General features: G+C 69.7%; 19 protein-coding genes and 2 pseudogenes. 15 read left to right on the top strand and 6 right to left on the bottom strand.

The annotated features are described in order from the left end of the window. Positions 1-94 precede the first annotated feature (94 nt). Complete coding sequence (locus tag ABZ208_RS01695) at positions 95-1,390, bottom strand: M14 family metallocarboxypeptidase (protein ID WP_356907571.1); 1,296 nt, start codon at positions 1,388-1,390, stop codon at positions 95-97. Continuing rightward, the gene (locus ABZ208_RS01690; RefSeq protein WP_356907570.1) at positions 1,387-3,363 is read right to left on the bottom strand and encodes a Xaa-Pro dipeptidyl-peptidase; all 1,977 of its coding nucleotides are present in this window, start codon (positions 3,361-3,363) and stop codon (positions 1,387-1,389) included. Before ABZ208_RS01690 ends, ABZ208_RS01695 begins: the two co-directional genes overlap by 4 nt. Before the next feature lie 190 nt (positions 3,364-3,553). On the opposite strand from ABZ208_RS01690, the gene ABZ208_RS01685 reads away from it, so the two are divergent. Continuing rightward, positions 3,554-5,053: a M1 family metallopeptidase gene (locus ABZ208_RS01685; RefSeq protein WP_356907569.1), complete on the top strand. Its 1,500-nt coding sequence runs from the start codon at positions 3,554-3,556 to the stop codon at positions 5,051-5,053. Between the two features lie 183 nt (positions 5,054-5,236). On the opposite strand, the pseudogene ABZ208_RS01680 reads toward ABZ208_RS01685, so the two are convergent. After that, positions 5,237-5,344, bottom strand: a pseudogene (locus ABZ208_RS01680) (IS5/IS1182 family transposase); the annotation flags it as partial. A gap of 158 nt (positions 5,345-5,502) precedes the next feature. On the opposite strand from ABZ208_RS01680, the gene ABZ208_RS01675 reads away from it, so the two are divergent. The 6 genes and pseudogenes from ABZ208_RS01675 to ABZ208_RS01650 all read left to right on the top strand — a co-directional run bounded on the left by ABZ208_RS01675 (position 5,503) and on the right by ABZ208_RS01650 (position 10,373). Further along, entirely contained in the window at positions 5,503-5,853 is a 351-nt protein-coding gene (locus ABZ208_RS01675; protein ID WP_328393531.1) for an ArsR family transcriptional regulator, read from the top strand. Beyond that, a complete protein-coding gene (locus tag ABZ208_RS01670; protein ID WP_356907568.1) occupies positions 5,850-6,122 on the top strand; it encodes a hypothetical protein in 273 nt (90 codons plus the stop codon). Before ABZ208_RS01675 ends, ABZ208_RS01670 begins: the two co-directional genes overlap by 4 nt. An 82-nt stretch (positions 6,123-6,204) precedes the next feature. Further along, a complete protein-coding gene (locus ABZ208_RS01665) occupies positions 6,205-6,864 on the top strand; it encodes a DUF4097 family beta strand repeat-containing protein (protein ID WP_356907567.1) in 660 nt (219 codons plus the stop codon). A 268-nt stretch (positions 6,865-7,132) separates the two neighbouring features. Beyond that, positions 7,133-7,507, top strand: a pseudogene (locus tag ABZ208_RS01660) (hypothetical protein); the annotation flags it as partial. Between the two features lie 143 nt (positions 7,508-7,650). Beyond that, entirely contained in the window at positions 7,651-9,123 is a 1,473-nt protein-coding gene (locus ABZ208_RS01655; RefSeq protein ID WP_356907566.1) for a VCBS repeat-containing protein, read from the top strand. A 218-nt stretch (positions 9,124-9,341) separates the two neighbouring features. Next, entirely contained in the window at positions 9,342-10,373 is a 1,032-nt protein-coding gene (locus tag ABZ208_RS01650) for a LacI family DNA-binding transcriptional regulator (RefSeq protein WP_356907565.1), read from the top strand. A gap of 35 nt (positions 10,374-10,408) precedes the next feature. On the opposite strand, the gene ABZ208_RS01645 is transcribed toward ABZ208_RS01650, so the two are convergent. Then, positions 10,409-13,189 carry a glycosyl hydrolase gene (locus ABZ208_RS01645; RefSeq protein ID WP_356907564.1) on the bottom strand — a complete coding sequence of 927 codons (2,781 nt, stop codon included), beginning with the start codon at positions 13,187-13,189 and terminating at the stop codon, positions 10,409-10,411. A gap of 255 nt (positions 13,190-13,444) precedes the next feature. Between ABZ208_RS01645 and ABZ208_RS01640 the strand changes: the two genes are divergently transcribed. The 4 genes from ABZ208_RS01640 (at position 13,445) to ABZ208_RS01625 (ending at position 18,183) form a co-directional block, all read left to right on the top strand. Further along, complete coding sequence (locus tag ABZ208_RS01640) at positions 13,445-14,749, top strand: extracellular solute-binding protein (RefSeq protein ID WP_356907563.1); 1,305 nt, start codon at positions 13,445-13,447, stop codon at positions 14,747-14,749. Positions 14,750-14,898: 149 nt separating this feature from the next. Beyond that, complete coding sequence (locus ABZ208_RS01635) at positions 14,899-15,792, top strand: sugar ABC transporter permease (protein ID WP_356907740.1); 894 nt, start codon at positions 14,899-14,901, stop codon at positions 15,790-15,792. After that, positions 15,789-16,694: a carbohydrate ABC transporter permease gene (locus ABZ208_RS01630; protein WP_356907562.1), complete on the top strand. Its 906-nt coding sequence runs from the start codon at positions 15,789-15,791 to the stop codon at positions 16,692-16,694. The genes ABZ208_RS01635 and ABZ208_RS01630 overlap by 4 nt, the downstream gene beginning before the upstream one ends. A gap of 88 nt (positions 16,695-16,782) precedes the next feature. Continuing rightward, positions 16,783-18,183, top strand: a complete 1,401-nt coding sequence (locus tag ABZ208_RS01625; protein ID WP_356907561.1) for a GH1 family beta-glucosidase — start codon at positions 16,783-16,785, stop codon at positions 18,181-18,183. Here ABZ208_RS01625 and ABZ208_RS01620 read toward each other — a convergent pair. Continuing rightward, entirely contained in the window at positions 18,155-19,042 is an 888-nt protein-coding gene (locus ABZ208_RS01620) for an oxygenase MpaB family protein (protein ID WP_356907560.1), read from the bottom strand. The two genes, ABZ208_RS01625 and ABZ208_RS01620, sit on opposite strands and share 29 nt — an antisense overlap. A 306-nt stretch (positions 19,043-19,348) precedes the next feature. On the opposite strand from ABZ208_RS01620, the gene sph reads away from it, so the two are divergent. The 3 genes from sph to ABZ208_RS01605 all read left to right on the top strand — a co-directional run bounded on the left by sph (position 19,349) and on the right by ABZ208_RS01605 (position 21,767). Further along, positions 19,349-20,335, top strand: a complete 987-nt coding sequence (gene sph / locus ABZ208_RS01615) for a sphingomyelin phosphodiesterase (RefSeq protein ID WP_356907559.1) — start codon at positions 19,349-19,351, stop codon at positions 20,333-20,335. Between the two features lie 192 nt (positions 20,336-20,527). Further along, positions 20,528-21,439, top strand: a complete 912-nt coding sequence (locus tag ABZ208_RS01610; protein WP_356907558.1) for a nuclease — start codon at positions 20,528-20,530, stop codon at positions 21,437-21,439. After that, positions 21,435-21,767, top strand: coding sequence for a deoxyxylulose-5-phosphate synthase (locus tag ABZ208_RS01605; RefSeq protein WP_356907739.1), 333 nt, complete (start codon positions 21,435-21,437; stop codon positions 21,765-21,767). The genes ABZ208_RS01610 and ABZ208_RS01605 overlap by 5 nt, the downstream gene beginning before the upstream one ends. Positions 21,768-21,844: 77 nt before the next feature. Here the strand turns inward: ABZ208_RS01605 and ABZ208_RS01600 are convergent, their stop codons facing one another. Beyond that, entirely contained in the window at positions 21,845-22,324 is a 480-nt protein-coding gene (locus ABZ208_RS01600; protein ID WP_356907557.1) for a macro domain-containing protein, read from the bottom strand. 116 nt (positions 22,325-22,440) lie between these two features. Here ABZ208_RS01600 and ABZ208_RS01595 point away from each other — a divergent pair, with 116 nt between their 5' ends. Next, positions 22,441-23,190 carry a MerR family transcriptional regulator gene (locus tag ABZ208_RS01595; protein ID WP_328393558.1) on the top strand — a complete coding sequence of 250 codons (750 nt, stop codon included), beginning with the start codon at positions 22,441-22,443 and terminating at the stop codon, positions 23,188-23,190. Positions 23,191-24,286 lie beyond the last annotated feature (1,096 nt).

Raw genomic sequence — 24,286 nt, 5'->3', positions numbered from 1 at the left:
CGTCGTGCGGCACAGGTGGCACCTTTCGCGGGGTTGCGGAATCGGGGCTCCGCTCTCGACTACCCCCTACCACATGTGATGCACACCACAGACCTCAACAGGCGGTGACCGGTTCACCTGATGCCAGGTGATAGGTCGCACGGCCGTCGAGGAGCAGCGGGACCAGCTCCCGCTGCGGCTGGCGCAGCGGCACGAACGCCCCCTCCGGCCCCGGCCGTGACATGACGCCGTGCAACGCCAGTTCGTCCTTCACCTCCGCGTACTGGGCGGCGTCGAGGCGGTAGCCGCAGGGCGGGTCCTGGAGGGTCTCCTCGTCGGTGGCGGGGTCGTTGTCGGCTCCACCCAGATAGACCGGCCCGCTGTCCGCCGACCCGGCGGCCCAGGCCCTGGACGTCGCCGCCTCGATCCGGCCGCGCCGTTCCGCACTGAACGTAAACAGGCCTTCCAATGCCGCCAGTTGACTGTGCATCCGGCGCCGGTTGTTGAGCGCGGGATCCGCCTTCTCCTGGTCGGTCAGGGGGTCGACCCGGCTCTCGATGAGCAGCCCGACTGCGTTCTTGATGCCCGAGGCGTTGCGCAGGATGCGTTCCTGCCCGTCGCCCGCGGTCTGCTTGACGGGATCCCCGGTGACCGGGTCCGTCCATATGCCGTACGTACCGGTGCTGTACCCCGCTCCGGCCGCCGCCGGGCGCACGTACCGGTCCGACAGTGTCCGCGCCTCACGGTGAACTCGCGCATCGGTGTTGAGGTTGCGCGGCCACAGGTCGAACAGGTCCTTGTCGTAGTAGGGCGGGGTCGCCCCGTACTCGTGCAGGTCGTAGATGATGTCCGGGCGCTGGTCACGGATGACGGCGGCGACGGCTCTGCCCTCGGCCGTCCTGAGGGCGATGTGGTCGCGGTTGATGTCGACGCCGTCGGAGTTGCCCCGGGTGTCTGCGGCCCGGCCGTCCGGGTTCGCGGTCGGGACGACAAGGACCCGGGTGCGGGCCAACATCCCGCGGGTTCTGCCGTCCCTGGCGTAGGCGAGATCGCGGATCGTGGTCAGACAGGCGTCACGGCCGGACGGTTCGTCGCCGTGCTGACTGCAGATCAGCAGCACGGTGTGGGCGGCGCGCCGGGCACCGAGGCGTACGAGCTGGAGAGGGCGGCCCTCCTTCGTGGTGCCGATCCGGGCCACCGACATGCGTTCGCTGCCGCGGTCGACGGCAGCGAGGAACGTCTGTTCCTCGCTCTGGCTGGTCCAGCGTTGGCCGTCGCTCTCCTCGAACCCGGTGCGCGGCAGGGTGTGGGCCGCTTCGGCGGGAACGGTGAGCAGGGGAACCGCCAGCGCGACGGCGGCGCCGGTCACGGCGAGAGCGCGGACACGCGGGCGGGGCGGGCGGGACGTCATCGGGTGCTGCCTCCCGGGATCGGTCGGATCGGACGCGGTTCTGCGACCCCGCCGAGGCGGGACTCGCGGGGGCCGAGTGCTTCGGGTGAACCGGCCGTGGCGCGTACGAAGGCCGGTGTTCCGCCGACGATCGGCAGGTGCGCGGCCGTGCGCGCAAGGTCGAGGGTGAGGCGCGGTACGGAGGGCGGCGGGTCGATCAGATCGCGGTCGGTGCCACCGACGATCAGCGCGAGCCGGTGGCCGGCCGGGACCACATGGTCGCTCGCGTGCAGATCAAGGCTGATGGTGTACGGCCGGCCGGGGGTCAGGGGACGGCCGTGGGCGTCGGACGCGTGGTTGCCGAGGTCGGCCCAGCCACGGCTGAAGATGGTGTGGCCGACCGGGGTGGTGCGCGCTCGGGTCTCCTTGAAGCACGAACTGTCTCCTGCGGTGCTCGCGCCCCAGCAGGTGCGTTCGGCGACGGTGGTGATGCCTTCACCGGACGCCGCGTAGTCGCGGATGGTGTCGGGACCGAGGTCGACGAGGACCGCGGACAGGTGGGCGCTGGAGGTGGACGCGGTGGCCGTCACGGTCACCCGGGCGGAGCCGGACAGGCGCAGTTCGCGGGTCAGCGGCTCGGTGATGAATCCCGCTTTGGCCGGAGTCGGGGTCTCGACGGCCGAGGCCCAGTCCGTCTCGTCCAGTCGGGGGTCGTCGGTGAACGTCTCGGTGGCGCCGGGCCGGGCGGGCCGCAGCGTGAGGGTGCCGACGCCGGCCGCGGTGCCGCTGCCCGGGCGCAGGCTGGTGGCGGTGGTGGAGCGCGGCGGCCAGACCCGGTCGGTGGACCACCGGTCGGGGGCGCGCTCGATGTCGGCCATCGGCTCCCGGTCGATCCCGTTGTCGTAGCCGAGGAGGTAGTGGTCGAACCACCGGTGCAGCGTGCTGACCCACTCACCGCGGCGGAAGTCGAAGGGGTCGACGTGCCCGGTCTGCGAGAGCCAGATCTTGCGGTCCACACCCTGCGCCGCCAGGGCGTCCCACCACTGACCGAAGTGCTTCGTACGGACGTTGAGGTCCTGCATGCCGTGGACGGCGAAGACGCTGGCGGTGACGCGGCCGGCGTCCGGCACATAGTCGCGCTCCGCCCACAGCGGCGTCAGATCGCCGCTGCGCGGGGCCTCGTCGACCAGTCGCTGCTGGACGGCCCCGCAGCGGGCGCGCGCCTCGGGACTCTCCACGTAGTCGGAGAGCCATTCGGGACCCGAGTCGTACAACGGTGCGCCCTTGGCGAAGTAGTAGTCGTACCAGGAGGAGATGGCGCCGATCGGGACGATGGTCCTCAGACCTCGTACGCCGGTGGCCGCGACACCGTTGGCGATGGTGCCGTCGTAGCTCTTGCCGATCATGCCGGTGGCGCCGGTGCTCCAGCCGGCCCTGGCGCGCACGGCACCGGTGCGGGTGGTGTAGCCGCGGGCGCGGCCGTTCAGCCAGTCGACGACGGCCTTGGCCGACTGGATGTCCGAGCGGCCGCCGACGTCCACGCAGCCGTCCGAGCGATTGGTTCCGGCCAGGTCGACGGCGACGAAGGCATAGCCGCGGGGGACGAAGTAGTTGTCGTAGTAGAGCGGGAACTGGACCGGGTCGCCGTTCGCGTCGTAGGTCTTGCGCTGGCTTTCGTTGCCGCGACCGCAGCAGGCGTAGTACGGGCTGGCATCCATGATCACCGGGATTCTGCGGCCCTGCTCGGCAGCCTCGCGCGGCCTGACGATGTCGACGGCGACCCGGTCGGTCCTGCCGTCGCCGTCGCCGTCGAGCCGGGTGTCGACCCAGACGGACTCACGTATCGCGTTGTTGTACGAGTAGACCGGCCTGCTCTCGCGGACGGACGCGCCCTGCGCGACGGTCGGGGCGAGCGTCAGGGACATCAGAGCGGCCGAGGCCGCCACCACCAGCGATCTGCACGTAAAGCGGTTGCCCCGCACACGATTCGGCATGGGCGGAAGGTACTCCGGTCAACTCCCGTGCAAAAGAGGGCAGTCGGCGCTCCGAAGCGGCCAAAGGGACACCAGGTGGCATGTCGGCCCCATGGCGATCGTGTGAATGGCCGGGCCGCGCTCCTGACGGTCGGCAGGAGTCGTGCCTAGGGTCCAGAGAGATCACTTGTCCCTACGACTTGGAGCATCCGTGCACCGCAGACTCATCGTCCCGAGCGCGCTGGCGGCCACCCTCCTGCTGGCGATCCCGGCATCGGCCGCCACTTCGTCGCCCGGGGCCCCGGGTATCGGCGACCCCTACTACCCGGCCAGCGGGAACGGGGGATACGACGTCTCCCACTACGACCTCCGTCTCACCTACCAGCCGGCCACGGATCTGCTGCAGGGGACGGCGACGCTCCTCACCACCCCCCAGCAGCCTCTCAGCCGTTTCAACCTCGACTTCGGCCTCCCGGTCAGCGAGGTACGGGTGGGCGGCAGGAAGGCGGATTTCGCCAAGGAGGGCGACCAGGAGCTGGTCATCACCCCGGCCGCACCGCTGGAGAAGGGCCGGCCGGTGGCGGTCGTGGTCCGCTACGCGGGCAAGCCGTCCGAGCTCAGCATCGGCGGCTGGACCGCCTGGCACCGGACTCCGGACGGCGGAGTCGCCGCGCAGGAGCCGGACTCGGCCGTGTGGTGGTTCCCGAGCAACGACCACCCGCTGGACAAGGCGACCTACGACATCTCGGTCGCGGTGCCGGACGGCACCCAGGCCATCAGCAACGGCGTGCTGCAGTCGCAGAGTTCACGGCTCGGCTGGACCCGCTTCAACTGGCGCTCCAACAGACCGCAGGCGTCCTACCTGGCCACGCTCGCGGTCGGCAAGTTCGACATCACCACCGACAGAACGGCCGACGGGCTGCCGATCCTCAACGCGTACAGCAAGGACCTGGGCGACAACGCGGGCGCGGCACGGGCCAGCGTCGAGCGGACGGGTGAGGTCGCCGAGTGGCTGACCGGGATCTTCGGGCCCTACCCCTTCAACGCGCTGGGCGGCTACGTGCCCAATGTGAAGAGCGGGTACGCACTGGAGACACAGACCCGGCCGTTCTACAGCCCGCGCCAGTTCGCGAACGGCGCCAATGTCTCGTTGGTGGTGCACGAGCTGGCGCACCAGTGGTACGGCGACAGCGTGTCGGTCGACGGCTGGAAGGACATCTGGGTCAACGAGGGCTTCGCCCGCTACGGCCAGTGGCTGTGGTCGGAGAAGGAGGGCGAGGGCACCGCCCAGGAGCTCGCGGACTGGGTCTACGCCCAGCACCCGGCCGACGACGCCTTCTGGACGGTCAAGCCGGGCGACCCGGGTCCGGACAAGCAGTTCGACCTCGCCGTGTACGACCGGGGTGCGCTCGCGCTCCAGGCCCTGCGGAACGAGATCGGGGACGAGGACTTCTTCGCGATCCTCAAGGGCTGGCCCACCGAGTACGCCTACAAGAACGCCAAGGTCGGCGACTTCGTGGCGTTCGCGGAGCGGGTCTCGGGCAAGCCGCTGGCCGCACTCTTCGACACCTGGCTGTACGAGCCGTCGAAGCCCGCCGCCCCGGCCGCGGCGAACGCGCGGGCCGCGCGGTCGGAGTCCGTGGCACCGCAGCCTCCGGCGTCCTGGAAGAAGATCGCCGCGACGAACTCGGTCCATGACCACGGGCACTGATCCGGGCGCACGGCCCTGACAGCGCCGCCGTCCCTCCGGGGGCGGCGGCGCTCTCCCGTCCCCGCCGGTGCGCGGGGGCGGGCCTTCGGGGCTGTCATGACTCCTTCATGGCCTCTTCCCGTGACCCCCGGCAACGAGGATTCGCAGGTCAACAATGACTCGGAACGGCTCCGCAGGCCGGGCCTTGCGGCAGCAGATGAGGGTGCAGCCGATGCTGGTGAAGGCCAGGAAGCTCTCGGCCTTGCGTTCATAGCGTCGGTAGAGGCGGCGGAAGCCGGTGAGCCGAGCCATGACGATCTGCCGGCCCTAACGACGCACCTCACCTCGGCCTCGTGGAAGTGCCGCAGGGGACGTGCGGTTTTCCGTCACGCCTGCACACCGAACAAGCCATCCCGTTGTACGCGTTGCTGGCACCTGCTAATTTTTCTTGGCAGGAGCAAGGAGTACGTATGAACCTCTCTGATCTCACCGGAGACGAGTTGACGAAGGTGCTCGCGGCTCTGTCCAATCCGCATCGGCTGCGTGTCGTCGCGGCCGTGGCCAGGGAGCGCAACTACGTGAGCCGACTGGCTCGCGAGCTCCGTATCAGCCGGGCCCTGCTGCAGGTCCACCTGCGCAAGCTGGAGAGTGCCGGCCTGGTCTCCTCCACGCTTGAGCTCTCAGAGGACGGAAAGGCGATGAAGTACTACGAAGTCGTGCCCTTCGCCTTGAACCTGACTCCACGCAGCGTCATCGCGCTCGCCGAGACGATCACCATCGCCACCGACGAAGAGGCCGACCAGGCCAAGGGGGAACGTTGAACCACATCTACGGTCTGGACGGCATCATTCTCACGCTGGGCGGTTTGCTGCTGCTCACGCCCGTGATCATCGTGGCCCTGCGCCAGCGCGGCAAGACACAGCGCGCCGAGGCCGTCCTCGCCCGCGAGCAGGAATACCGTCAGCTCACCGAACTGGCCCTGACAACACAGGAACTGACGGACCAGAGGCTGTCGGAGATCTCGACACAGCTCGCCGACATGCGATCGCGGGTCGAGTCCATGGAACGCACTCTCAAGGACGTCGAGTAGCCGCGGCCGAGCACCGGAGTACCGGAAGCGCTCCCGTCACCATCCGTGCTCCTGCCTTTCCAACCAAACCTGAGGAAGAACCATGTACTCGACGTGCGCCAGGAACAAGACCGGACGCCTTCTCCTGGCCACCGTGTCCGCCGCCCTCGCCGGCGCCGCACTCACGGCCTGCAACGGCAAGACCACAGTGGAGGAGTCGCAGTACCAGGTCAACGAGAAGGTGACGTCCCTACGCATCAAGACGAACGGCGGGAACGTCGAAGTGGTTGCCGCAAACAGCTCCGGCGTCAGCGTCACCGAGAGGTTCGAGTACACGGACGACAAGCCGCGCACCGAACACTCCGTGCGCAACGGCGAGCTCTCGCTGAACGCTCCTGGCTGCACGGAGGACGACGCCGGAGAGTGCAGTGTCAACTACACCGTGGCGGTCCCGCACGGCACCATCCTGTCCGTGGACACGGGCGGTGGCAACGTCCGGATCACAGAGTCGGCCCCGAAGAAGGTCTCCGCACACACAGGCGGCGGCAACCTCGACGCCTCCTTCACCGCGGCGCCCGACCAGATCGAGGCCGAGTCGGAGGGCGGCAACATCGCGGTGCGACTACCCGAAGGCACCTACGCGGTAGATGCCAGGACCGACGGCGGCGACCGCGAGGTGGGCATCGCCAGCGATCCGTCCTCCTCGCACAAGGTGAAGGCGCACACAGGTGGCGGAAACATCACCGTCGTCACCGCCAACTGACGACCGCATTGCAATCGGCCAACCGGTGCAGCGGCTCCTGGTGCCCAAGGATGCTGTGCAACATCTGCGAGGAATTGTCACATTCTGTGGATCGGCGGGGCTCTAATAAGGGTGGTCGGATGGGCGGCTGACACGTGGGCCCAATATGGTTGGCCGGCTACCGGCCGCTCTGGTGAGAATGAGCGGGTGATCGCCACCTCGCCCCAGGGGCCTGTCGAGCCTCCACGTATCGTCACCGAGCTCGCGGCGGGCAGCCGGTACGGACTGTATGGACGAACGGGCTCGGCGGGTTGACGTTCCAAGTCGGCTTGGGCGATACACGGCAGTTTGTGAAGTGGACGCCGGCCGGCAGCGGCATGACCTTGCGGCTGAGGTGGCACGCCTGCGGTGGGCGGCGAGGTTCACCGTGGTGCCGCGGGTACTCGGCGAGGGCGCTGACGAAACAGGGGCCTGGATCATCACCCATGGCTTGCCCGGACGCATGGCGGTGGACCACCACTGGAAGCGCGAACCCGACACCGCAGTACGCGCGATCGGCTCCGGGCTGCGGGCGCTCCATGACGCGCTGCCCGTCGCGAACTGCCCGTTCGACTGGTCCGCCGAAAAGCGCCTGGAGAGTGCGCGGTCACGAGCGGTGGCAGGCCGGACCATTGCGACGGACTGGCCTCGAGACCTTCAGCACTTCGGCACCGTCGAGCGCGCGCTCGACGTGCACACTTACATCCCGCCCATCGACCGGAAGGTGATCCGCACAACCCTTTGGAGCGGACGAGGAGTCCAACGACCATGCGCAAACGAGCCTTTGCCTGCCTCGCTGCCCTCCTGGCCGTCACTACCGCATGCTCGGGTAGCAGCACCGCCGACAAGCCGAAGCAACGCCCGGCCGACGCGGCGACCGGTTCCGACTTCAACGGCGACGGCTACAGCGATCTGGTCGTCACCGACTCCGACGCCACCGTCCAGGGCGTCTACGCCGCCGGACAGGTGGTCGTGGTCCACGGCTCCGCGAAGGGCCCCGGCACCGCCCACCGCAAGGTCATCGACCAGAACGACCTGGGGCTGGGCAAGGCCGGGCAGGGCGGCCGCTTCGGCGACGACTCGCTCAGCGCGGACCTCGACAGCGACGGCTACGCGGACCTCGTCGCAACAGCGGGCACCAGGACCATCTTCGTCGTCTGGGGCGGCAAGCGCGGCCTGCCCGAGTCCGGCGCTGCCCGGCTGACCGGCGTGTCACCCGTGGCCGGTGACTTCAACGGCGACGGTTACACCGATCTCGTCTCCAGGGACACCTTTACGGACGTCGGCACCCTGGCCCTCGGCCAGGGTGCCGACGTCCGCACCCTGGCCCTCGGCCCCTTCAGCCGTGCGGGCAAGCCGGAGCGCACCGTCCGGCTCGACCTCGCCCCGGAGGGCGAGCCCTTCGCGCCCGGGGATGACATCGCCACACCCTCCGCCGCCGGGGACGTCACCGGCGACGGCCGTGACGACCTCGTCGTCACCTGGTCGGAGTACGGCGACGCTGCCTACACTCCCCGCGCCACCGTCCTGTTCCGGGGTGCCGCCGACGGCCGGCTCACCAAGGGCCCGCGCTTGAAGGACGCCCAGGGCAGGGACCTGTACGGCCATGCACCCGTCACCGCCGACATCGACAAGGACGGCTATGCGGACGTCGTCATGGGCCTCGCCTGCGAGGGGTTCGGCGATCCGGTGATCCCGGAGGGCGGCAGCCGGGTCGAGGTTTCATACGGCGGTCCCCAGGGGCAGAGCACCAGGCTCAAGCCGGTCCGTATCACCGAGCATGCCGCGCTGCCGGGCTCGCCGAAATTCACTTATTGCTCCTTCGCCGCTGGTGTGTCCGTCGGGGACACCAACGGCGACGGTCACGCCGATGTCGCCTTCAGCGGCTCGGTGGGAACGGACGCAGTGGGCCGCCCCACCGTCATCCTGTTGCTCGGCAGCGCCAAGGGCCTGACCACGCAAGGCGCCCGGCTCTTCAGCCGGCTCACCCCCGGCATCCCCGGATCCGACGACATCGAGGCCGGCTTCGGCCACGGGAAAGCCCTGCTGGACACCGACCGGGACCACTCTGCGGAACTGGCGATCGGCGGCTACTTGTCACCGGGCGGCACCGACCCGATCCTCTGGGTGCTGCCCGGCTCCGCCCGCGGCATCTCGGCCTCGCACACCATCACCTTCGACCAGGACGCCCTCGGCATCGGACTCACCGCCGGCCGCGGCGACTACGGCTTCGGCCGGTGAGGCAGCGCGCTCTACCGGATCAGGGCAGGCAACGCGGGTGTTGCTCGCGGATCCACGGCACCTGGACATGCGTACTCACCAGTCCCGCAGCCCGCCGTGGAACCAGGGATGGGAGCGCTCTCATCAGAGCGTGAGGTGCGGATATCCTGTCCCCGGCAGCATCAGGCCGTCCGCGCTCGTGCCGAGCAGCTGACTGGAGCAGACGAGGAGCGCCCGCCTTGCCCGAGCAGTCCACCGGGGCACGCCCCACGCTGGAAGCCGTCGCCGCCCGTGCCGGTGTCTCCCGGGCCACCGCCTCGCGGGTCGTCAACGGCGGTGCCGGTGTACGCCCGCCGCTGGTCGACAAGGTGCGCCAGGCGGTCGAGGAGCTCGGGTACGTGCCCAACCACGCGGCGCGCACCCTGGTCACCCGGCGCAACGGTGCGGTGGCCGTGATCATCGCTGAACCCGAGTTCCGGATCTTCTCCGACCCGTTCTTCGAGCAGCAGGTGCGCGGGATCAGCCGCGAGCTGACCGCGTACGACTCCCAGTTGGTGCTCCTGTGGGTGGAGGGGCCCGGGGACCACGACCGGATAGCCCGCTATCTCGGTGGCGGACATGTCGACGGCGCGCTGGCCTTCTCCCTCCACGACGACGACGAACTGCCCGCGATCATCGACCGTGCGAAGATCCCCACCGTCTTCGGCGGCCGCCCCGGAGCCGGGGCCGACCTGTCCGTGCCGTATGTCGACGCCGACAACCGCGGCGGCGCCCGGGAGGCCGTGCGCCATCTGGTCTCGCTCGGCCGCCGGCACATCGCACACATCGCGGGCCCGCGCGACCAGACCTCCGCGCTCGACCGGATCGACGGCTATCACGACGTGCTGGTGGACGCCGACCCGGCGCTGCTGTGCCAGGGCGACTTCACCGAGGCGAGCGGCGCCCGCGCGATGGCGGAACTGCTTGACCGCCGGCCGGACGTGGACGCGGTCTTCGTCTCCAACGATCTGATGGCGCTCGGCGCACTGCGAACGCTGCGCGAACGGAATGTGCGGGTTCCGGAGGATGTGGCGCTGGTGGGCTTCGACGACATGCCGTCAGTCGTCGAGCAATCGAGTCCGGCGCTTACCACGGTGCGCCAGGACATCGAGGGCATGGGCCGGCTGATGGTCCGCCTGCTGATGCGGCTGCTGAACGAGCACGGGACGCAGACGGGCGCGCCCGCCTCCGTGATCACCCCGACCACGCTCGTGCGGCGGGCATCGGCCTGACCTCCGATGCCCGCCGCACACCCTGCGGCCCCTGGCTAGCCGTAGGGGATCACGAGCACCGAGCGGTCGGTACCGGTCTGGAGCCTGGACGTGCCGTTGCCGATCGCGCTCCACACCTCCAGCCGTACCGTGCCGCCTGCGAGGTCACCGAGGGTCCCGGTCGCCGACTTCAGGCCGCGTGACTGGGCGTACTCCTCCCAGCCCGCCACGGGATCGGTCGCGAAGTAGTGGTACGTCTCGACGCGGTCGAACGTGCCGTCGCCCGTCAGGTCGAAGCTGATCCTGGCCTGCTGGCCGAGCCCGACCGAGGTGCCCGCGTCCAGCTGGAGACGGAAGGCGGTTGCTGCGCCGGGTGTGAGCGTGCCGTTGACGTTCCTCACCTCGTAGACGAGTGGCTGGTACGGGGTGCCGTCGTGGTTGGCGCCGCCTGCCGATGCGACCGTGTCGCTGCCCGCCGTGCCGCCCGTCGCGTTGGTGAGGACACCGCCGCTGCGCAGCTGGAACGTGTTGCCGCTCGGCGGCTCGGGGCCGGGATCCGGGTCCGGGTCGCCGCCGCTGCCGGTGCCGGTCGCCGTGGAGCGGGCCGGCACCGACAGCGCCTTACCGTCGGAGAAGGTCACGGTGCGCGCCGTCGCGCCGTAGTTGTGCGCGGCGTACGTCCGCACCGTGCCCTTGGTGAAGACGGCCGAGCTCGGGATGTCACCGGTCACCGTGGCGTCGGGTGCGCCGAGCGTGTCGAGAGTGGCGAGCCAGTGGTACGTGTGGGCCTTGGACTCGCCCTGCTCGGGCGTGTAACCGGCGTGGCCCGCATCCCATTTGGCCTTGGCAGCGGCGGGGTCGGCGAAGGACTGGAACTCCCAGAGAATGTCACGCCATTCGACGGCCGGGCCGCCGTTCTCACGTTCCATCTCGGCGATGTTGCGCCGGACGGCGGCCTTCTTGCCGCCCAGGTGCAGTGAACCACCGGTCACCGGAAGGACGTTGATGCCATGGATCTCTTCCGGGTTGGCGGTCCACCAGGTGGCGTAGGCCGCGCCGCTGCCCCAGACCATGCCGGCCGTGTCGTGGCCGAAGGAGGAGGGGAAGACCTGCTCGTCGGCGTCGAACCAGTACTGGGCGATCGCCTCGGACTCCGTGGTGAGCAGATATGTACCGAGGTCGCGCAGCGAGGTGTCGCCGGTCGCCGACCCCCACAGGACCAGAGCCGCGCTGAGGTTGGTGGACTCCGACGACGACTCCTGGTTGTTGCCGGCCGCGAACCCCTGGTGCCCGGAGGCCCAGCTGTGTCCGGCGTACACGTCGAAGCCGCGCAGGAAGGGGAAGGCGGTGTCGGTGCGGCTGGGGTTGGCCGTGTCCCGGACGAGGGTCTTGACCATGCCGCCCCAGGCGGAGTCGGCGGCCCAGCTCTGGTCGTACTGGGCGACGATCGCCGCCGCGTACACGTAGTAGCTGTAGTGGAAGTGGTGGTCGTTGAGCTCCGTGTCGCTGCCGTACGAGGCCGGGTAGCCGGTGAGGGTCCTCCAGTCCTTGTCGTAGCTGAACTCACTGGCGCCGCCCGCGGTGAACCACTCCTGAAGTCTGCCTTTGATCAGGCCGAGCAGCTTGTCGCGGGTCGCCGTCTCGCCGATCTGGTCGGCGACGGGCACCAGCTGGGCGAGCCGGCCGAGCGCCTTGCCGGTCCAGTAGGTGTCGGTGTAGCCGGAGAAGGGGTCCGCGGCGTTGGCGGCCTCGTTCAGATGGCCGCGGAGCCGGGCCGTGTCCACGCCGTCCGCCTCCGGCAGGGCGGGCAGCACGGCGGAGGCCTTCTGGCTGGTGGTGAAGGCGGCCGATTCGCGGACCTTCATGGTGCCGCGCGGCGACACATAGGTGTAGGGCGTGAGCGCGTCGCTGGTGTGCAGCCACTGGTGACGGTAGAGGGCCTGGAGCGTGCCGCGCTCGGTGCCCTCCTTCGCCTCGGTCGTCAGCGTGTACGTGGCCTTCACGGTGCCGCCGGTGTAACTCCACTCCGCCGTGGACCCGGTGACGAAGCTGTACGCGTACTTCTTGTAGGTGGCGAGCGCGTCCGTGGAGGGCAGGACGGCGAGGGAGAAGTAGTCCTTCGCGCCGAGGCCGGCGCTGATGGTGGAGCCGGAGACCGTCCAGTCGCTGCCGGTCGGTGCGAACAGGGCGTAGTGGTGACCCGCGACCGTGATGCCGAGGACGTTGCCCTGGTCGGCGAAGACGGCGGGGGCCGTCGCGGTGGTGATCCGGGCGTCCCCGCCGGAGCCCTTGGCGTATACGAACGGCAGGCCGTGGCCGATCGTGGTCCGCAGGGTGCGGCTGCCGTCGGACCAGTAGGGCGTCACGGTCCAGTCGGACCAGTCGTCGGCCTTGGTGTCGGGTGAGTTGAGGCCGGTCAGACCGAGGGTCAGATCGCGTTTGTGCGCGTACTCGTACTGGCGGCCGTCACCGACGACGGCCGGCGTGGTCGGGTAGCCGACCTCGAGGCCGCCGCCGGTCGCCTGGTAGGTGAGCGGATGGCCGTACATGGGCGTGGAGTGCGGGTTGTCTCCGTAGCGCTGGAAGGCGAGCGAGGACCACCAGTCGTTGGTGGGTACGGGCCGGTTCTTCGCGGCGGCCGTGACCTTGGGGATGACCGGTGTGCCGGTGTTGGTGGTCGGGCCGGATGCGCCGGCGGGACGGGTGTCGGAGTAGCTGCCGGAGCCTACGGGCACGGTCGCGGCCGCCGCGGGAGCGGCTGCCGGACCCAGGCCGAAAGCGGCCAGGGTGGTGGCCAGGACCAGCACGGTGGCCGGTCTGGTGCGGGGGGCTGGCATGGACGGCACCTCATGTCATTCATGAGTAGGGGGGCCGAGAGCGCTCTCAGATGCCAGGAACGTAAAACTCCTGAAACACACGTGTCAATAGATGGGACACAGACGGGAGTTGACCCCGAGTCCAAGCCGTTATGTCTTCGAGTCTTGACGGGGCGAGCGTGTGCGGGGCACTCTCCAGACGCATCGTTGAGAGCGCTCTCAAAGCCACCGGCGCAGAGCGGTCTCGCTCCACCCCGAAGCCAAGGGAGGCTTCCCATGCCCATAGCCCGAGCCGCCAAGAGGGCCGCCGTCCGCCTGGGTGCGGTAGCGCTCGCCGGGGCACTGCTCGCCGCCTGCGGATCCGGCTCGTCGGACAGCGCCTCCGACAGCGCCGGCGGCAAGGTCACGCTCACCGTCGACCTGTTCGGATCCTTCGGCTACAAGGAGGCCGGGCTCTACGCGGAGTACGAGAAGCTCCACCCGAACGTCAGGATCAAGCAGACCGACACCGAGGACGAGGCCGACTACTGGAAGTCGCTGCAGACCCGGCTGGCCGGTGGCGGCGGTCTCGCGGACGTCCAGGGCATCGAGGTGGGCCGGATCGCCTCCGTCACCCAGCAGCAGGCCGACAAGTTCGAGGACCTGAACACCTACGGCGCCGACAAGCTCAAGAGCCAGTTCGCCGAGGCCAAGTGGGCCGCCGCGACCACCAAGGACAACAAGGTGCTCGGGCTCGGCACCGACGTCGGCCCCGAGGCGATGTGCTACCGCAGCGACCTGTTCAAGAAGGCCGGTCTGCCGACCGACCGCGCCGAGCTCGCCGCCAAGTGGTCCACGTGGGACGGCTATCTGGAGCTCGGCAAGCAGTACAAGAAGAAGGCGCCGGAGAAGAGCGCCTGGCTGGACAGCGTCGGCAGCCTCTTCTCCATCATGATCGGCCAGGAGAAGGAGCGCTACTACGACGCCTCCGGCAAGCTGATCTGGGAGACCAACCCGGCGCTGAAGGCGGCCTGGGACACCTCCGTCGAGGCGGCCGATTCCGGACTGAGCGCCAAGCTCGACCAGTGGTCGCCGCAGTGGAACCAGGCCTTCGCCGCCGGTTCCTTCGCCACCATCCCCTGCCCGGCCTGGATGCTCGGCTACATCAGGGGCCAGGCCGGTGACGCGGGCCAGGGCAAGTGGGACGTCGCCAAGCTGCCCGGCGGCGCCGGCAACTGGGGCGGCTCGTACCTGACCATCCCGCGCGCGGCCAAGAACAAGAAGGAGGCCTACCGGCTGATCCAGTGGCTCACCGCCCCTGAGCAGCAGGCCAAGCTCTTCCAGAAGCAGGGCAACTTCCCCTCCGCCACCGGCGCCATCGAGAAGGTCGCCGACGCCAAGGACCCCTACTTCTCCGGCGCCCCGATCGGCCAGATCTTCGGCGAGGCCGCCAAGGCCGCTCCCGTCCAGGTCCTCGGTCTGCACGACCAGAACATCAACCAGCAGATCACCAACGCGCTGGGCGAGGTCGAGCGCAAGGGCACCGCGCCCGGCAAGGCGTGGTCGAACGCCAAGAAGGGCGTCGCCAACACCATCGGCTGACACCGCTCCTTCGGGCCGGTCCGCTCGCGCGAACGGACCGGCCCGAAGGCCCAGCCCCGAACCGACTCGACCCGAAGGGCCGCCCCGTGACCCTCACCGCACCGGCGAAGCAGCTCGCGCCGCCGACGCCGCCCAGGCAGCAGGCCGCGCTGCGCGCGTGGCGCACACTCTCGCCCTACGCCTATATCGCCCCCTTCTTCACCCTGTTCGCCGCGTTCGGACTCTTCCCGCTGATCTACACGGCGTTCGTGTCGCTGTACCGGGTCGAGCTGCAGACACCCGGCGACATGGAGTGGCGAGGGCTGGGCAACTACACCGCGCTGCTGAAGGACGAGTTCTTCTGGACCTCGCTGCGCAACACCTTCACCATCGGGGTGCTGTCCACGGTGCCGCAGCTGGTGATGGCGCTGGGACTTGCGCATCTGCTCAACTACCGGCTGCGTGGGCGGACTTTTCTGCGTACCGCGATGCTGCTGCCGTACGCCACCTCGGTCGCGGCTGCCACGCTTGTCTTCGCCCAGCTGTTCGGCCGGGACTTCGGCCTGATCAACTACCTGCTGGGCCTGGCCGGTTTCGATCCCGTGGACTGGCAGACCGGCACCTTCGCCTCGCAGATCGCCGTCTCGACGATCGTGATCTGGCGCTGGACGGGCTACAACGCACTGATCTACCTGGCAGGCATGCAGTCCATCCCGAGCGAGCTCTACGAGGCCGCGGAGATGGACGGGGCGTCCCGCTGGCGGCAGTTCTTCCATGTGACCCTGCCAGGGCTGCGTCCCACCATCGTCTTCACCACGATCGTCTCCACGATCGGGGCGACCCAGCTGTTCGGTGAGCCGCTGCTCTTCGAGGGTTCCATCTCCGGCGGTATCTCGCACCAGTACCAGACGCTCGGCCTGTACATGTACGAGCAGGGCTGGGGCTTCTTCCACCTGGGCCGGGCCGCCGCCATCGCCTGGGTGATGTTCCTGCTCATCGTGGTGCTGGTCGGGGTGAACGCCCTGATCGCGCGCCGCCGTTCCGCGAAGGAGGCCGGCCGATGACCGCGCTCGCCGCACCGCCGACCGAGCCGTCCACGACCCGGGAACGCGCCCGGACCGCCCGCCCGGGGAGGAATCGCGCCGGCCGCACGATGCACGGCGGCAAGCTCGCCCACGCGATCCTGATCTTCGCGGTGCTGATCTCGGCGTTCCCGTTCTACTGGACCATCGTCGCCGCCAGCCGCTCCAACGCCGATCTGGCGAAGGTGCCGCCGACACTGCTGCCGGGTTCGAATCTGATGCGCAACTTCGAGGCCGTGCTGGAAGAGGCGGACATCGGCAAGGCGCTGCTCAACTCCCTGATCGTGTCGGGCTCCATCACCGTCGGCACGGTGCTGTGCTGCACGCTCGCCGGGTTCGCGTTCGCCAAACTGCGCTTCCGCGGCCGTGGCGCGCTGCTCGCGATCACGGTGGGCACCATGATGATTCCGCCGCAGCTGGGCGTCATCCCGCTCTTCATGCTGATCGCGAAGCTGGAGTGGGTGAACCAGCTGCAGGCGGTGATCCTGCCCGGACTGGTGTCCGCCTTCGGCGTGTTCTTCATGCGTCAATACCTGGTGCAGTCGCTGCCCGACGAGTTGATCGAGGCCGCCCGTGTCGACGGTGCTTCCACCGCCCGGATCTTCTGGTCGGTCGTGGTACCGATCGCCCGGCCCGGGATGGCCGTGCTCGGCATGCTCACCTTCATGGCCGCCTGGAACGACTTCTTCTGGCCGATCGTCGCGCTGTCCTCGCAGGAGCCGACCGTCCAGGTCGCCCTGCGCCAGCTCGGCGGCGGCTATGTCCACGACCAGTCCGTGATCATGGCCGGCACGCTGCTCGGCACGCTGCCCGTCCTCCTCGTCTTCGGTCTGCTCGGCCGCCAGATCGTCGGCGGCATCATGCAGGGCGCGGTCAAGGGCTAGGCCTCTCCGGTCGCCAGGACCGACGACGCCAGAAACCCCTTCCCCCGCGGCCCCACAGCCTCCGTCTCACTCCTGGGAGTTCCACCACATGACCGCGCTCGACGCACGCCCCGACACGAGGGCGAACCTCCGGTTCCCCGACGCCTTCCGCTGGGGCACCGCCACTGCCGCGTACCAGATCGAGGGCGCCGCCGCCGAGGACGGCCGCACGCCGTCCATCTGGGACACGTTCAGCCGAGTCCCGGGCAAGGTCCGCAACGGCGACACCGGCGACATCGCGGCCGACCACTACCACCGGATGCGCGAGGACGTCGCGCTGATGAGCAGGCTCGGGATCACCGACTACCGGTTCTCCATCGCCTGGCCACGGGTGCAGCCCACCGGCCGCGGCCCCGCCGTGCAGAAGGGCCTGGACTTCTACCGCCGGCTCGTCGACGAGCTGCTCACGGCCGGCATCCGGCCGGTCGCCACGCTCTACCACTGGGATCTGCCGCAGGAGCTGGAGGACGCGGGCGGCTGGCCGCAGCGCGAGACTGCCCGGCGGTTCGCCGAGTACGCCGGGATCATGGCCTCGGCCCTCGGCGACCGGGTCGCGACCTGGACCACGCTCAACGAGCCGTGGTGCGCCGCGTTCCTCGGCTATGGATCCGGGGTCCATGCTCCGGGCCGTACCAGTGCGCTCGCGTCGCTGCGTGCCGCGCACCACTTCAACCTGGCGCACGGCTGGGCCGCACAGGTGCTGCATGCGGCGCTGCCAGGCTCCGCCGAGGTCTCGCTGACGCTCAACCTCCACGCGGTGCGGCCGCATTCGGACGCGGCGGCGGACATCGATGCCGCGCGCCGTATCGATGCCGTGGGCAATCGCGTCTTTCTCGACCCGGTCTTCCACGGTCGGCTCCCGGAGGACCTCCTCACCGACACCGCGTCCGTCACGGACTGGTCGTTCGTGCAGGACGGCGATCTGGAGGTGGCCTCGACACCCATCGACTCGCTCGGCATCAACTACTACTCCCCCACCGTCGTCGCCGCGGGCTCCTGCGAGGGCCCTTCGCCGTGGGCCGGCGCCGAGGAGCATGTGCAGTTCCTGCCCGCGCCGGGTCCGCGTACCGCGATGGACTGGCCGGTGGACGCGGACGGGCTGTACGAGCTGCTGGCCCGGCTGCGTGACGATCTGCCGGGCGTACCGCTGGTGATCACCGAGAACGGGGCCGCGTACGACGACTACGCCGATCCGTCCGGTGAGGTCCACGACCCGGAGCGGGTGGCGTACCTGCGCGCCCACCTCACGGCCGTGCACCGGGCGATCGAGGACGGCGCGGATGTTCGCGGCTACTTCCTGTGGTCGCTGCTGGACAACTTCGAGTGGGCGTACGGCTACAGCAAGCGGTTCGGCATCGTCCATGTCGACTTCGCGACGCAGCGGCGCACGTTCAAGGACAGCGCCCGCTGGTACGCGGACGTCATCGCGCGCGGCGGTCTGAGCGCCTGAGCCGCTCGGCCTCGCGCTCTCGCCGCCGCGCCGCGCGGGCGAGCGGGAGGTAGCGCAGCCGCTCGGGGAGTACGGGAACCACGGCCCGTACGACCCGGGCGAGTCTGCGCAGTCTGCGCTCCTGCTCGTCGCTCCATTCCAGGCCTATCGCCTCGCGGGCGTCCGGCGGCATCAGCCCGATGGTCATGAACCGGCGGAACCGCGCGAGCGGGGGCAGCAGTGCAGGCCACAGCACGCGCAGGAGCAATCGCAGCAGCAGCGGGCCTCGGTCGGGCGCGGGTACGGGCTGGTCGACGGCGACCAGCTCGCGTACCACGACGGTCGCCTCCAGCTCGTCGGCGAGCACCTTGCGGTAGTAGGGCCAGAACTCCTCGACGGTCTGGGGCATGTCCCGGTCGTGGATGCCGAGGATCCGGCCCACCTGCAGCCACTCGGCGTACAGCTGCCGCTCCTCGGCGTCGGTGAGCGGGCGCACCAGATAGCGGGCGGCGTGCCGGTAGACGGGGAATCCGGTGGCGTGCACCCAGGAGTAGTAGGCGGGGCTGAGCGCGTGGTAGCGGCGTCCATGGGCGTCGGCGCCCTGGATGGTGCGGTGCAGTTCGCGCAGTCTGCGGCCCTCCTCCGCGGCCTCGTCCCCTCCGTAGATCCACAGCTGGAGCGAGCGCAGGGAGCGCTCGCCGCGGCCCCAAGGGTCGGTGCGGAAAACGGAGTGCTCGTCGACGCCCGCGCCGACCGCCGGGTGGGCGACCTGCATGGTGAGGGCGGCGGGCAGCATCAGCAGGGCTCGGACGTCCCCGGCGAGGCTCCACAGCACGCCGCCGGGGGCGGGCGGCAGGGGCTCGGCTGCCGGCTTGCTCATCTGCTCGCTCCAGGCTGTCGTCGGGCGCGCGGATCGATGCCCGGTTCATGCATGTTCCAGTATGCGCCCCGGGCCGGTCACCTCCCGGGTCCCCCTTGAGCCGGGTGCCGCCGACTCGCTGAAGCCGGGTCAGCGGCTCACAGGACTGCGGCGTTCTCGGCAGGCGCCGGCTGTGCCGGGGGCAATCGTTGCGGCTGCGGAAAGAAACTCGGCACCTGCCTATTACCTGAAGGTAACTACGGCTGATTTGATGTGCCGCGCCGGTTGACCAACCGGCTGACCCCCCACCTCCGAACGGGAGATCCTGTGCTGCACTCCGCGCTTCGCCGCATCCCCGGCGCAGCTCTGTCCGCCGCGCTGGCCGCCACCGTGCTGGCCGCGGCCGCGCCGTCAGCGACCGCCGCTGCCGCCGAGCAGCCGCATCTGAAGGTGCTCACGTACAACGCGTTCCTGTTCAGCAAGACGCTGTACCCCAACTGGGGCCAGGACCACCGGGCCGCCGCCATACCGAAGACCTCGTTCTTCCAGGGCAATGACGTCGTGGTGCTCCAGGAGGCCTTCGACAACTCCTCGTCGGACGCGCTCCAGCGGACGGCCGCCGCCCAGTACCCTTACCAGACCCCGGTGATGGGGCGCAGCAGGAGCGGCTGGGACGCGACGGGCGGAGCGTACTCGGCGACCACGCCGGAGGACGGCGGCGTCACGGTGCTGAGCAGGTGGCCCATCGTCCGCAAGGAGCAGTACGTCTACAAGGACGCCTGCGGCGCGGACTGGTGGTCGAACAAGGGCTTCGTCTACGCCGTGCTCAATGTGAACGGCACGAAGGTCCATGTCGTGGGCACACACGCGCAGTCGACCGATCCGGGCTGCTCCGCGGGCGAAGCGGCCCAGATGCGCAGCCGTCAGTTCCGCGCGATGGACGCCTTCCTCGACGCCAAGAACATTCCGGCCTCCGAACAGGTCATCGTGGCGGGCGACTTCAACGTCGATTCGCGTACTCCGGAGTACGCCTCGATGCTGGCGGACGCGGGCCTCGCGGGCGCCGATGCGCGTACAGGGCACCCGTACTCCTTCGACACACAGGACAACTCCATCGCCGCGGACCGCTACCCGGACGACCCGCGCGAGGACCTCGACTACGTCCTGCACCGCGCCGGGCATGCACGGCCCGCCGGCTGGGCCAATGAGGTCGTCAAGGAGCAGAGTGCGCCCTGGTCGGTGTCCAGCTGGGGCACCACGTACACCTACACGAATCTGTCCGACCACTATCCGGTGATCGGCTCCGGCCGGTAGGCAGAAGGTTGACCCTTGTACGACGAGGGCGTGTCCACCGTGTGGGCGCGCCCTCGGCGCTTGCCCCAAGCTCCTTTCACTCCCCCGTGGTTGCCCTCCCGTGCGGTTGCACGTGCAGGGCGATGACGTGATGCTGGAAGGGCAGTCATTCATGCGCCATGCGAACTCCGACACCAGGCAAGGAGTTTCGTCATGATCGACCCCATCCAGATTCTGTGGTCGCCCGCCGGTGCCACCATGCCGGCCCTGGGCTCCCGGCCGCTGGTCGATGTGCACGACGGCGACACGCCGAACTTCCGGATGCCCATTCGCATGCTCTCCGTCGACACCCCCGAGGTGACGGCCGACACAGCGGAGGGCGCGGCACAGGTCGACCAGAACTTCGTTCAGCTTGCCGAGTGGATCCGGCAGGGCGTCGCACCCATCACCCCGGGGCTCGCCGAGTTCGTGCTCCCGAAGCTGGAAACCGGGAAGGCGGGCAGCCTGCAGTTCGAGCAGGGCACCGCTGCGAAGGAATTCAACAAGAAGAACATCAACGACCGGCTGGCCCGGCCCGGCAAGCCGCCTCGTAACCTGTTCATCCGCATGGCCGACAGCCCATTCGATCCCAATCACCGGCTGCTGGCCTACATCGCGCCCAGCTACTCCGCCAAGGAGCTGGCCACGCTGCCCCGCGAGGAGCGGGCGACGTTCAACCTCGACCTGGTCACCAAGGGCTGGTCACCGACGTTCATCATCTACCCCTCGATTCCTGGCGAGCTCGACCTTCCCATCATGCTGGCCGCGGCCGAGAAGGCAGTGGCGGAGAAGCGCGGCATCTGGGAGAAGTCCACCACGCTGCTGGCGTACGAATACCGCGCGCTCGAGGACCTCTTCTCGGTGACGAAGAGGAAGGTCGAGGGGGACAAGAAGCTCCGGCCGAGCGACCTGTTCTCCTGGCGGGAGCGGTACTGCGTGGACATGCGCACCCGGGTACTCCACGGCCCGGAGGACTGGTTCCGCGTCGACCCGGTCTACCGGCTCTTCCTCTGGCCCTGGGACGTCTCCGAGGCCGTGGGCCGGCTCAACCTGACGCCGTCGCCGAGGCTCGTGGGCGCAGATTAGGGCCGGCGGTCGCGATTGGAGTGCGTACGTCTGCCTGCCCTGCCGATCCTCCTTCAAGCACGGGGAACGGCGCGAGCGGCTGTGCCCGAGGTGCGCGAAGCCGTTGGTCCACGCCGGGGACGCCTTCGAAGCGCCGCCCCGGCGGGACGCCGATGCGTGGCGGGTCGTGACCCTGCTGCTCAACGCGGGCGTGGGCTTCCACCAGAAGTGCTGCGGGTGCGGGCCCGGCTACCGGCCGCGGACGATGCGCGAGGTGCGTGAGCGCATGGCGTACGCCCGCCGCTCCGGTGTGCCCGTTTCCCAGGCACTCGTCCGAGCGGAGCTCTGAGCAGGGGAGGGCCGGGAGACGGGTCCCGACCGCGGCCGGGACCGGAGCACCACCTGTGACACCCCCGGACCCGACATTCAGCCGTCGTGGTCGTACACCGTCACGGTGACCCCGCGGGCCGTGAGCCGCTCGGCTATCAGCGGCTCGATGCGGGGCCACTTCCCGCCCGCGAGGCCGCAGCCGATGCGGGGCATGTGGACGGACGCCCCCAGCTCCAGAGCCTTGTCCCCCACCGCGGCGAGGGCCCGGTCGATGGCCTCGTAGCGCACCGGGACGCCGTTGCTGCCGGTGCGCATCCCCCGCTGGCCCACCATGTTGGCCACCCACAGATACGGGCCGACCTGGACGGACCGCACGGCCCCCAGGGCGAAATCGTTGTGCGAGCGCTCGCGGTGCCAGCGGCGGTAGTCCGCCTCCGGCTCGGGCCAGCGACGCGACAGGGCGACGACGAAGCCCTTGCCCCAACCGCCCAGGTCGTTGCAGACGTGCGCGATCAGTTTGACGCCCTTGCCGTGCGGCGCCGTGGCGTCCCCCCGGACATATCTGATCTCGGACATGGCACAACCGTACGATCCACCACTGACAATCGATCTCCGGTGCCCTCCCACCACTTTCACAACATCGGTGAGACAGCAATACTGTTGTACTGGAGGGTTCGGACAGAGGGAGAGCCATGGCCACCGAGACCGCGGAGCCGACGTTCACCGTCGACGAACTGGCCGCGCGCGCGGGGGTCACCGTTCGCACCATCCGGTTCTACAGCACCCGCGGCCTGCTGCCGCCGCCCGTGATCGGCGCCCGCCGAGTGGGGCACTACGGCGCCGACCACCTGTCCCGGCTGGCCCTCATCGAGGAGCTCCAGCACCAGGGCATGACGCTCGCCGCCATCGAGCGCTACCTGGAGCAGTTGCCCGAGGATCTGAGCGCGCAGGATCTGGCGATCCACCGGGCCCTGGTGGCCTCCTGGGCCCCCGAGTCCGCCGAGGAGGTCACCCGGCAGGAGCTGGAGCGCCGCGCCGGACGCCCGCTCACGGACCAGGACGTGGACCGGCTGGCGGCGATGGGCGTACTGGACCGGCGCCCGGGCGATCCGGGCAGCTTCCGTCTGGACGGCGGCCTGCTGCGGCTCGGCGTCGAACTGCTGGACGTGCCCATCGCGCACGAGACGATCCTCGCCTCCCGCACGGTCCTGCTGGAGCACGCCAGGGCTGCGGCGCACGACCTGACCCGGCTGTTCCGGGACGAGGTCTGGGGCCCGTACCGGGAGCGCGAGTCGGACGCGGATCATGTGGCGGCGATGAAGTCCCTGTCGGCCCATATGCAGCCGATGGTGATCCAGGCCCTGGTGACCGCGTTCCAGCGGTCGCTGCGGGAAGAGCTGCGGGCCGCCTTCGACACGGGGGCGCAGAGCCAGGAGCTCTAGGCCCGCACCGCGAGCCGCACCTCCACCCGCGACATGTCCTCCAGTAAACGGGGCGGTCGGCGCTCCCCATTCCGGTGCCGACGGCCCACCTACGACCAGCTCTGCGCGGAGGCCCGCCGTCGCAACCTCCGCGCTCGCTCGTCGATGGACAAGGCGGAACCCAAACGCACGCTCGGGCGCCGCCGACCCGCCCGCCGCCGTTCCGGAAATCCTCTGCCAGGCGGCCGAGCCTCCGTTCGAGGCCCTCACCCGAGCCTGCTACTCCAATGCGCTGATATGTGCGCGTGCTTCTTAAGTGGTCGCCTTTGCATGCCGATGCGGCCGGGGAGCTCGCACGGGCTTCCGGATCCTCACTCGGATCGGTTTCGCAAGAACCGCCGTTACAAGAGACCGGTTCAGACTCACGTCAGAGAGGCAGGGCTTTGTATGCGTCCTGAGCGCAGGACCAAGTCATCTCTGGGCCCCGTGCCCAGAAGAGGAAGGTGGGCTGCTCGAGGGCTCGTGGCTTCCACGGCCCTGGTGCTTGCCGGGATCGCAGGTCCGCAACTCGCCGTGGCGCACGTCTGGTCGGAGACGGCGGGCACGGCAAGGAATCTGAGCAACGGAGAGTGCAAGCCGTCCGAAGACGGTGCGAGAGCCGACGCCGCGCTCGATCGCGACAAATGCGGGCGGGGACCGACCGGAGCAACCGGACCCACAGGACCCACGGGTCCGACAGGCCCAACCGGCGCAACCGGCCTGACCGGTGAGACAGGTCCGACGGGTCCGACCGGCGCGCCGGGTGACGTCGGACCAACGGGTCCCACCGGCCCCACAGGTGCCACCGGACCAACGGGTCCCACCGGCCCGACGGGTGACGTCGGACCAACGGGTCCCACCGGACCCACAGGTGCCGCTGGCCCCACAGGTGCCACCGGACCAACGGGCCCCACCGGCCCCACAGGTGCCACCGGACCAACGGGGGACACCGGCCCCACGGGTCCCACCGGACCAACGGGCCCCACCGGACCAACGGGGGACACCGGCCCCACGGGTCCCACCGGACCAACGGGCCCCACCGGACCAACGGGGGACACCGGCCCCACGGGTCCCACCG

This window comes from Streptomyces sp. NPDC006208 (assembly GCF_040613775.1).
Lineage (GTDB): Bacteria > Actinomycetota > Actinomycetes > Streptomycetales > Streptomycetaceae > Streptomyces.
This window is presented reverse-complemented; position numbering and strand designations above follow the sequence as displayed.

Coding starts and splice junctions, on each gene's coding strand:
- ABZ208_RS01695 (WP_356907571.1), bottom strand. CDS start 1,390: ATGACGTCCCGCCCGCCCCGCCCGCGTGTCCGCGCTCTCGCCGTGACC.
- ABZ208_RS01690 (WP_356907570.1), bottom strand. CDS start 3,363: ATGCCGAATCGTGTGCGGGGCAACCGCTTTACGTGCAGATCGCTGGTG.
- ABZ208_RS01675 (WP_328393531.1), top strand. CDS start 5,503: ATGAACCTCTCTGATCTCACCGGAGACGAGTTGACGAAGGTGCTCGCG.
- ABZ208_RS01665 (WP_356907567.1), top strand. CDS start 6,205: ATGTACTCGACGTGCGCCAGGAACAAGACCGGACGCCTTCTCCTGGCC.
- ABZ208_RS01655 (WP_356907566.1), top strand. CDS start 7,651: ATGCGCAAACGAGCCTTTGCCTGCCTCGCTGCCCTCCTGGCCGTCACT.
- ABZ208_RS01645 (WP_356907564.1), bottom strand. CDS start 13,189: ATGCCAGCCCCCCGCACCAGACCGGCCACCGTGCTGGTCCTGGCCACC.
- ABZ208_RS01640 (WP_356907563.1), top strand. CDS start 13,445: ATGCCCATAGCCCGAGCCGCCAAGAGGGCCGCCGTCCGCCTGGGTGCG.
- ABZ208_RS01630 (WP_356907562.1), top strand. CDS start 15,789: ATGACCGCGCTCGCCGCACCGCCGACCGAGCCGTCCACGACCCGGGAA.
- ABZ208_RS01625 (WP_356907561.1), top strand. CDS start 16,783: ATGACCGCGCTCGACGCACGCCCCGACACGAGGGCGAACCTCCGGTTC.
- ABZ208_RS01620 (WP_356907560.1), bottom strand. CDS start 19,042: ATGAGCAAGCCGGCAGCCGAGCCCCTGCCGCCCGCCCCCGGCGGCGTG.
- ABZ208_RS01610 (WP_356907558.1), top strand. CDS start 20,528: ATGATCGACCCCATCCAGATTCTGTGGTCGCCCGCCGGTGCCACCATG.
- ABZ208_RS01600 (WP_356907557.1), bottom strand. CDS start 22,324: ATGTCCGAGATCAGATATGTCCGGGGGGACGCCACGGCGCCGCACGGC.
- ABZ208_RS01595 (WP_328393558.1), top strand. CDS start 22,441: ATGGCCACCGAGACCGCGGAGCCGACGTTCACCGTCGACGAACTGGCC.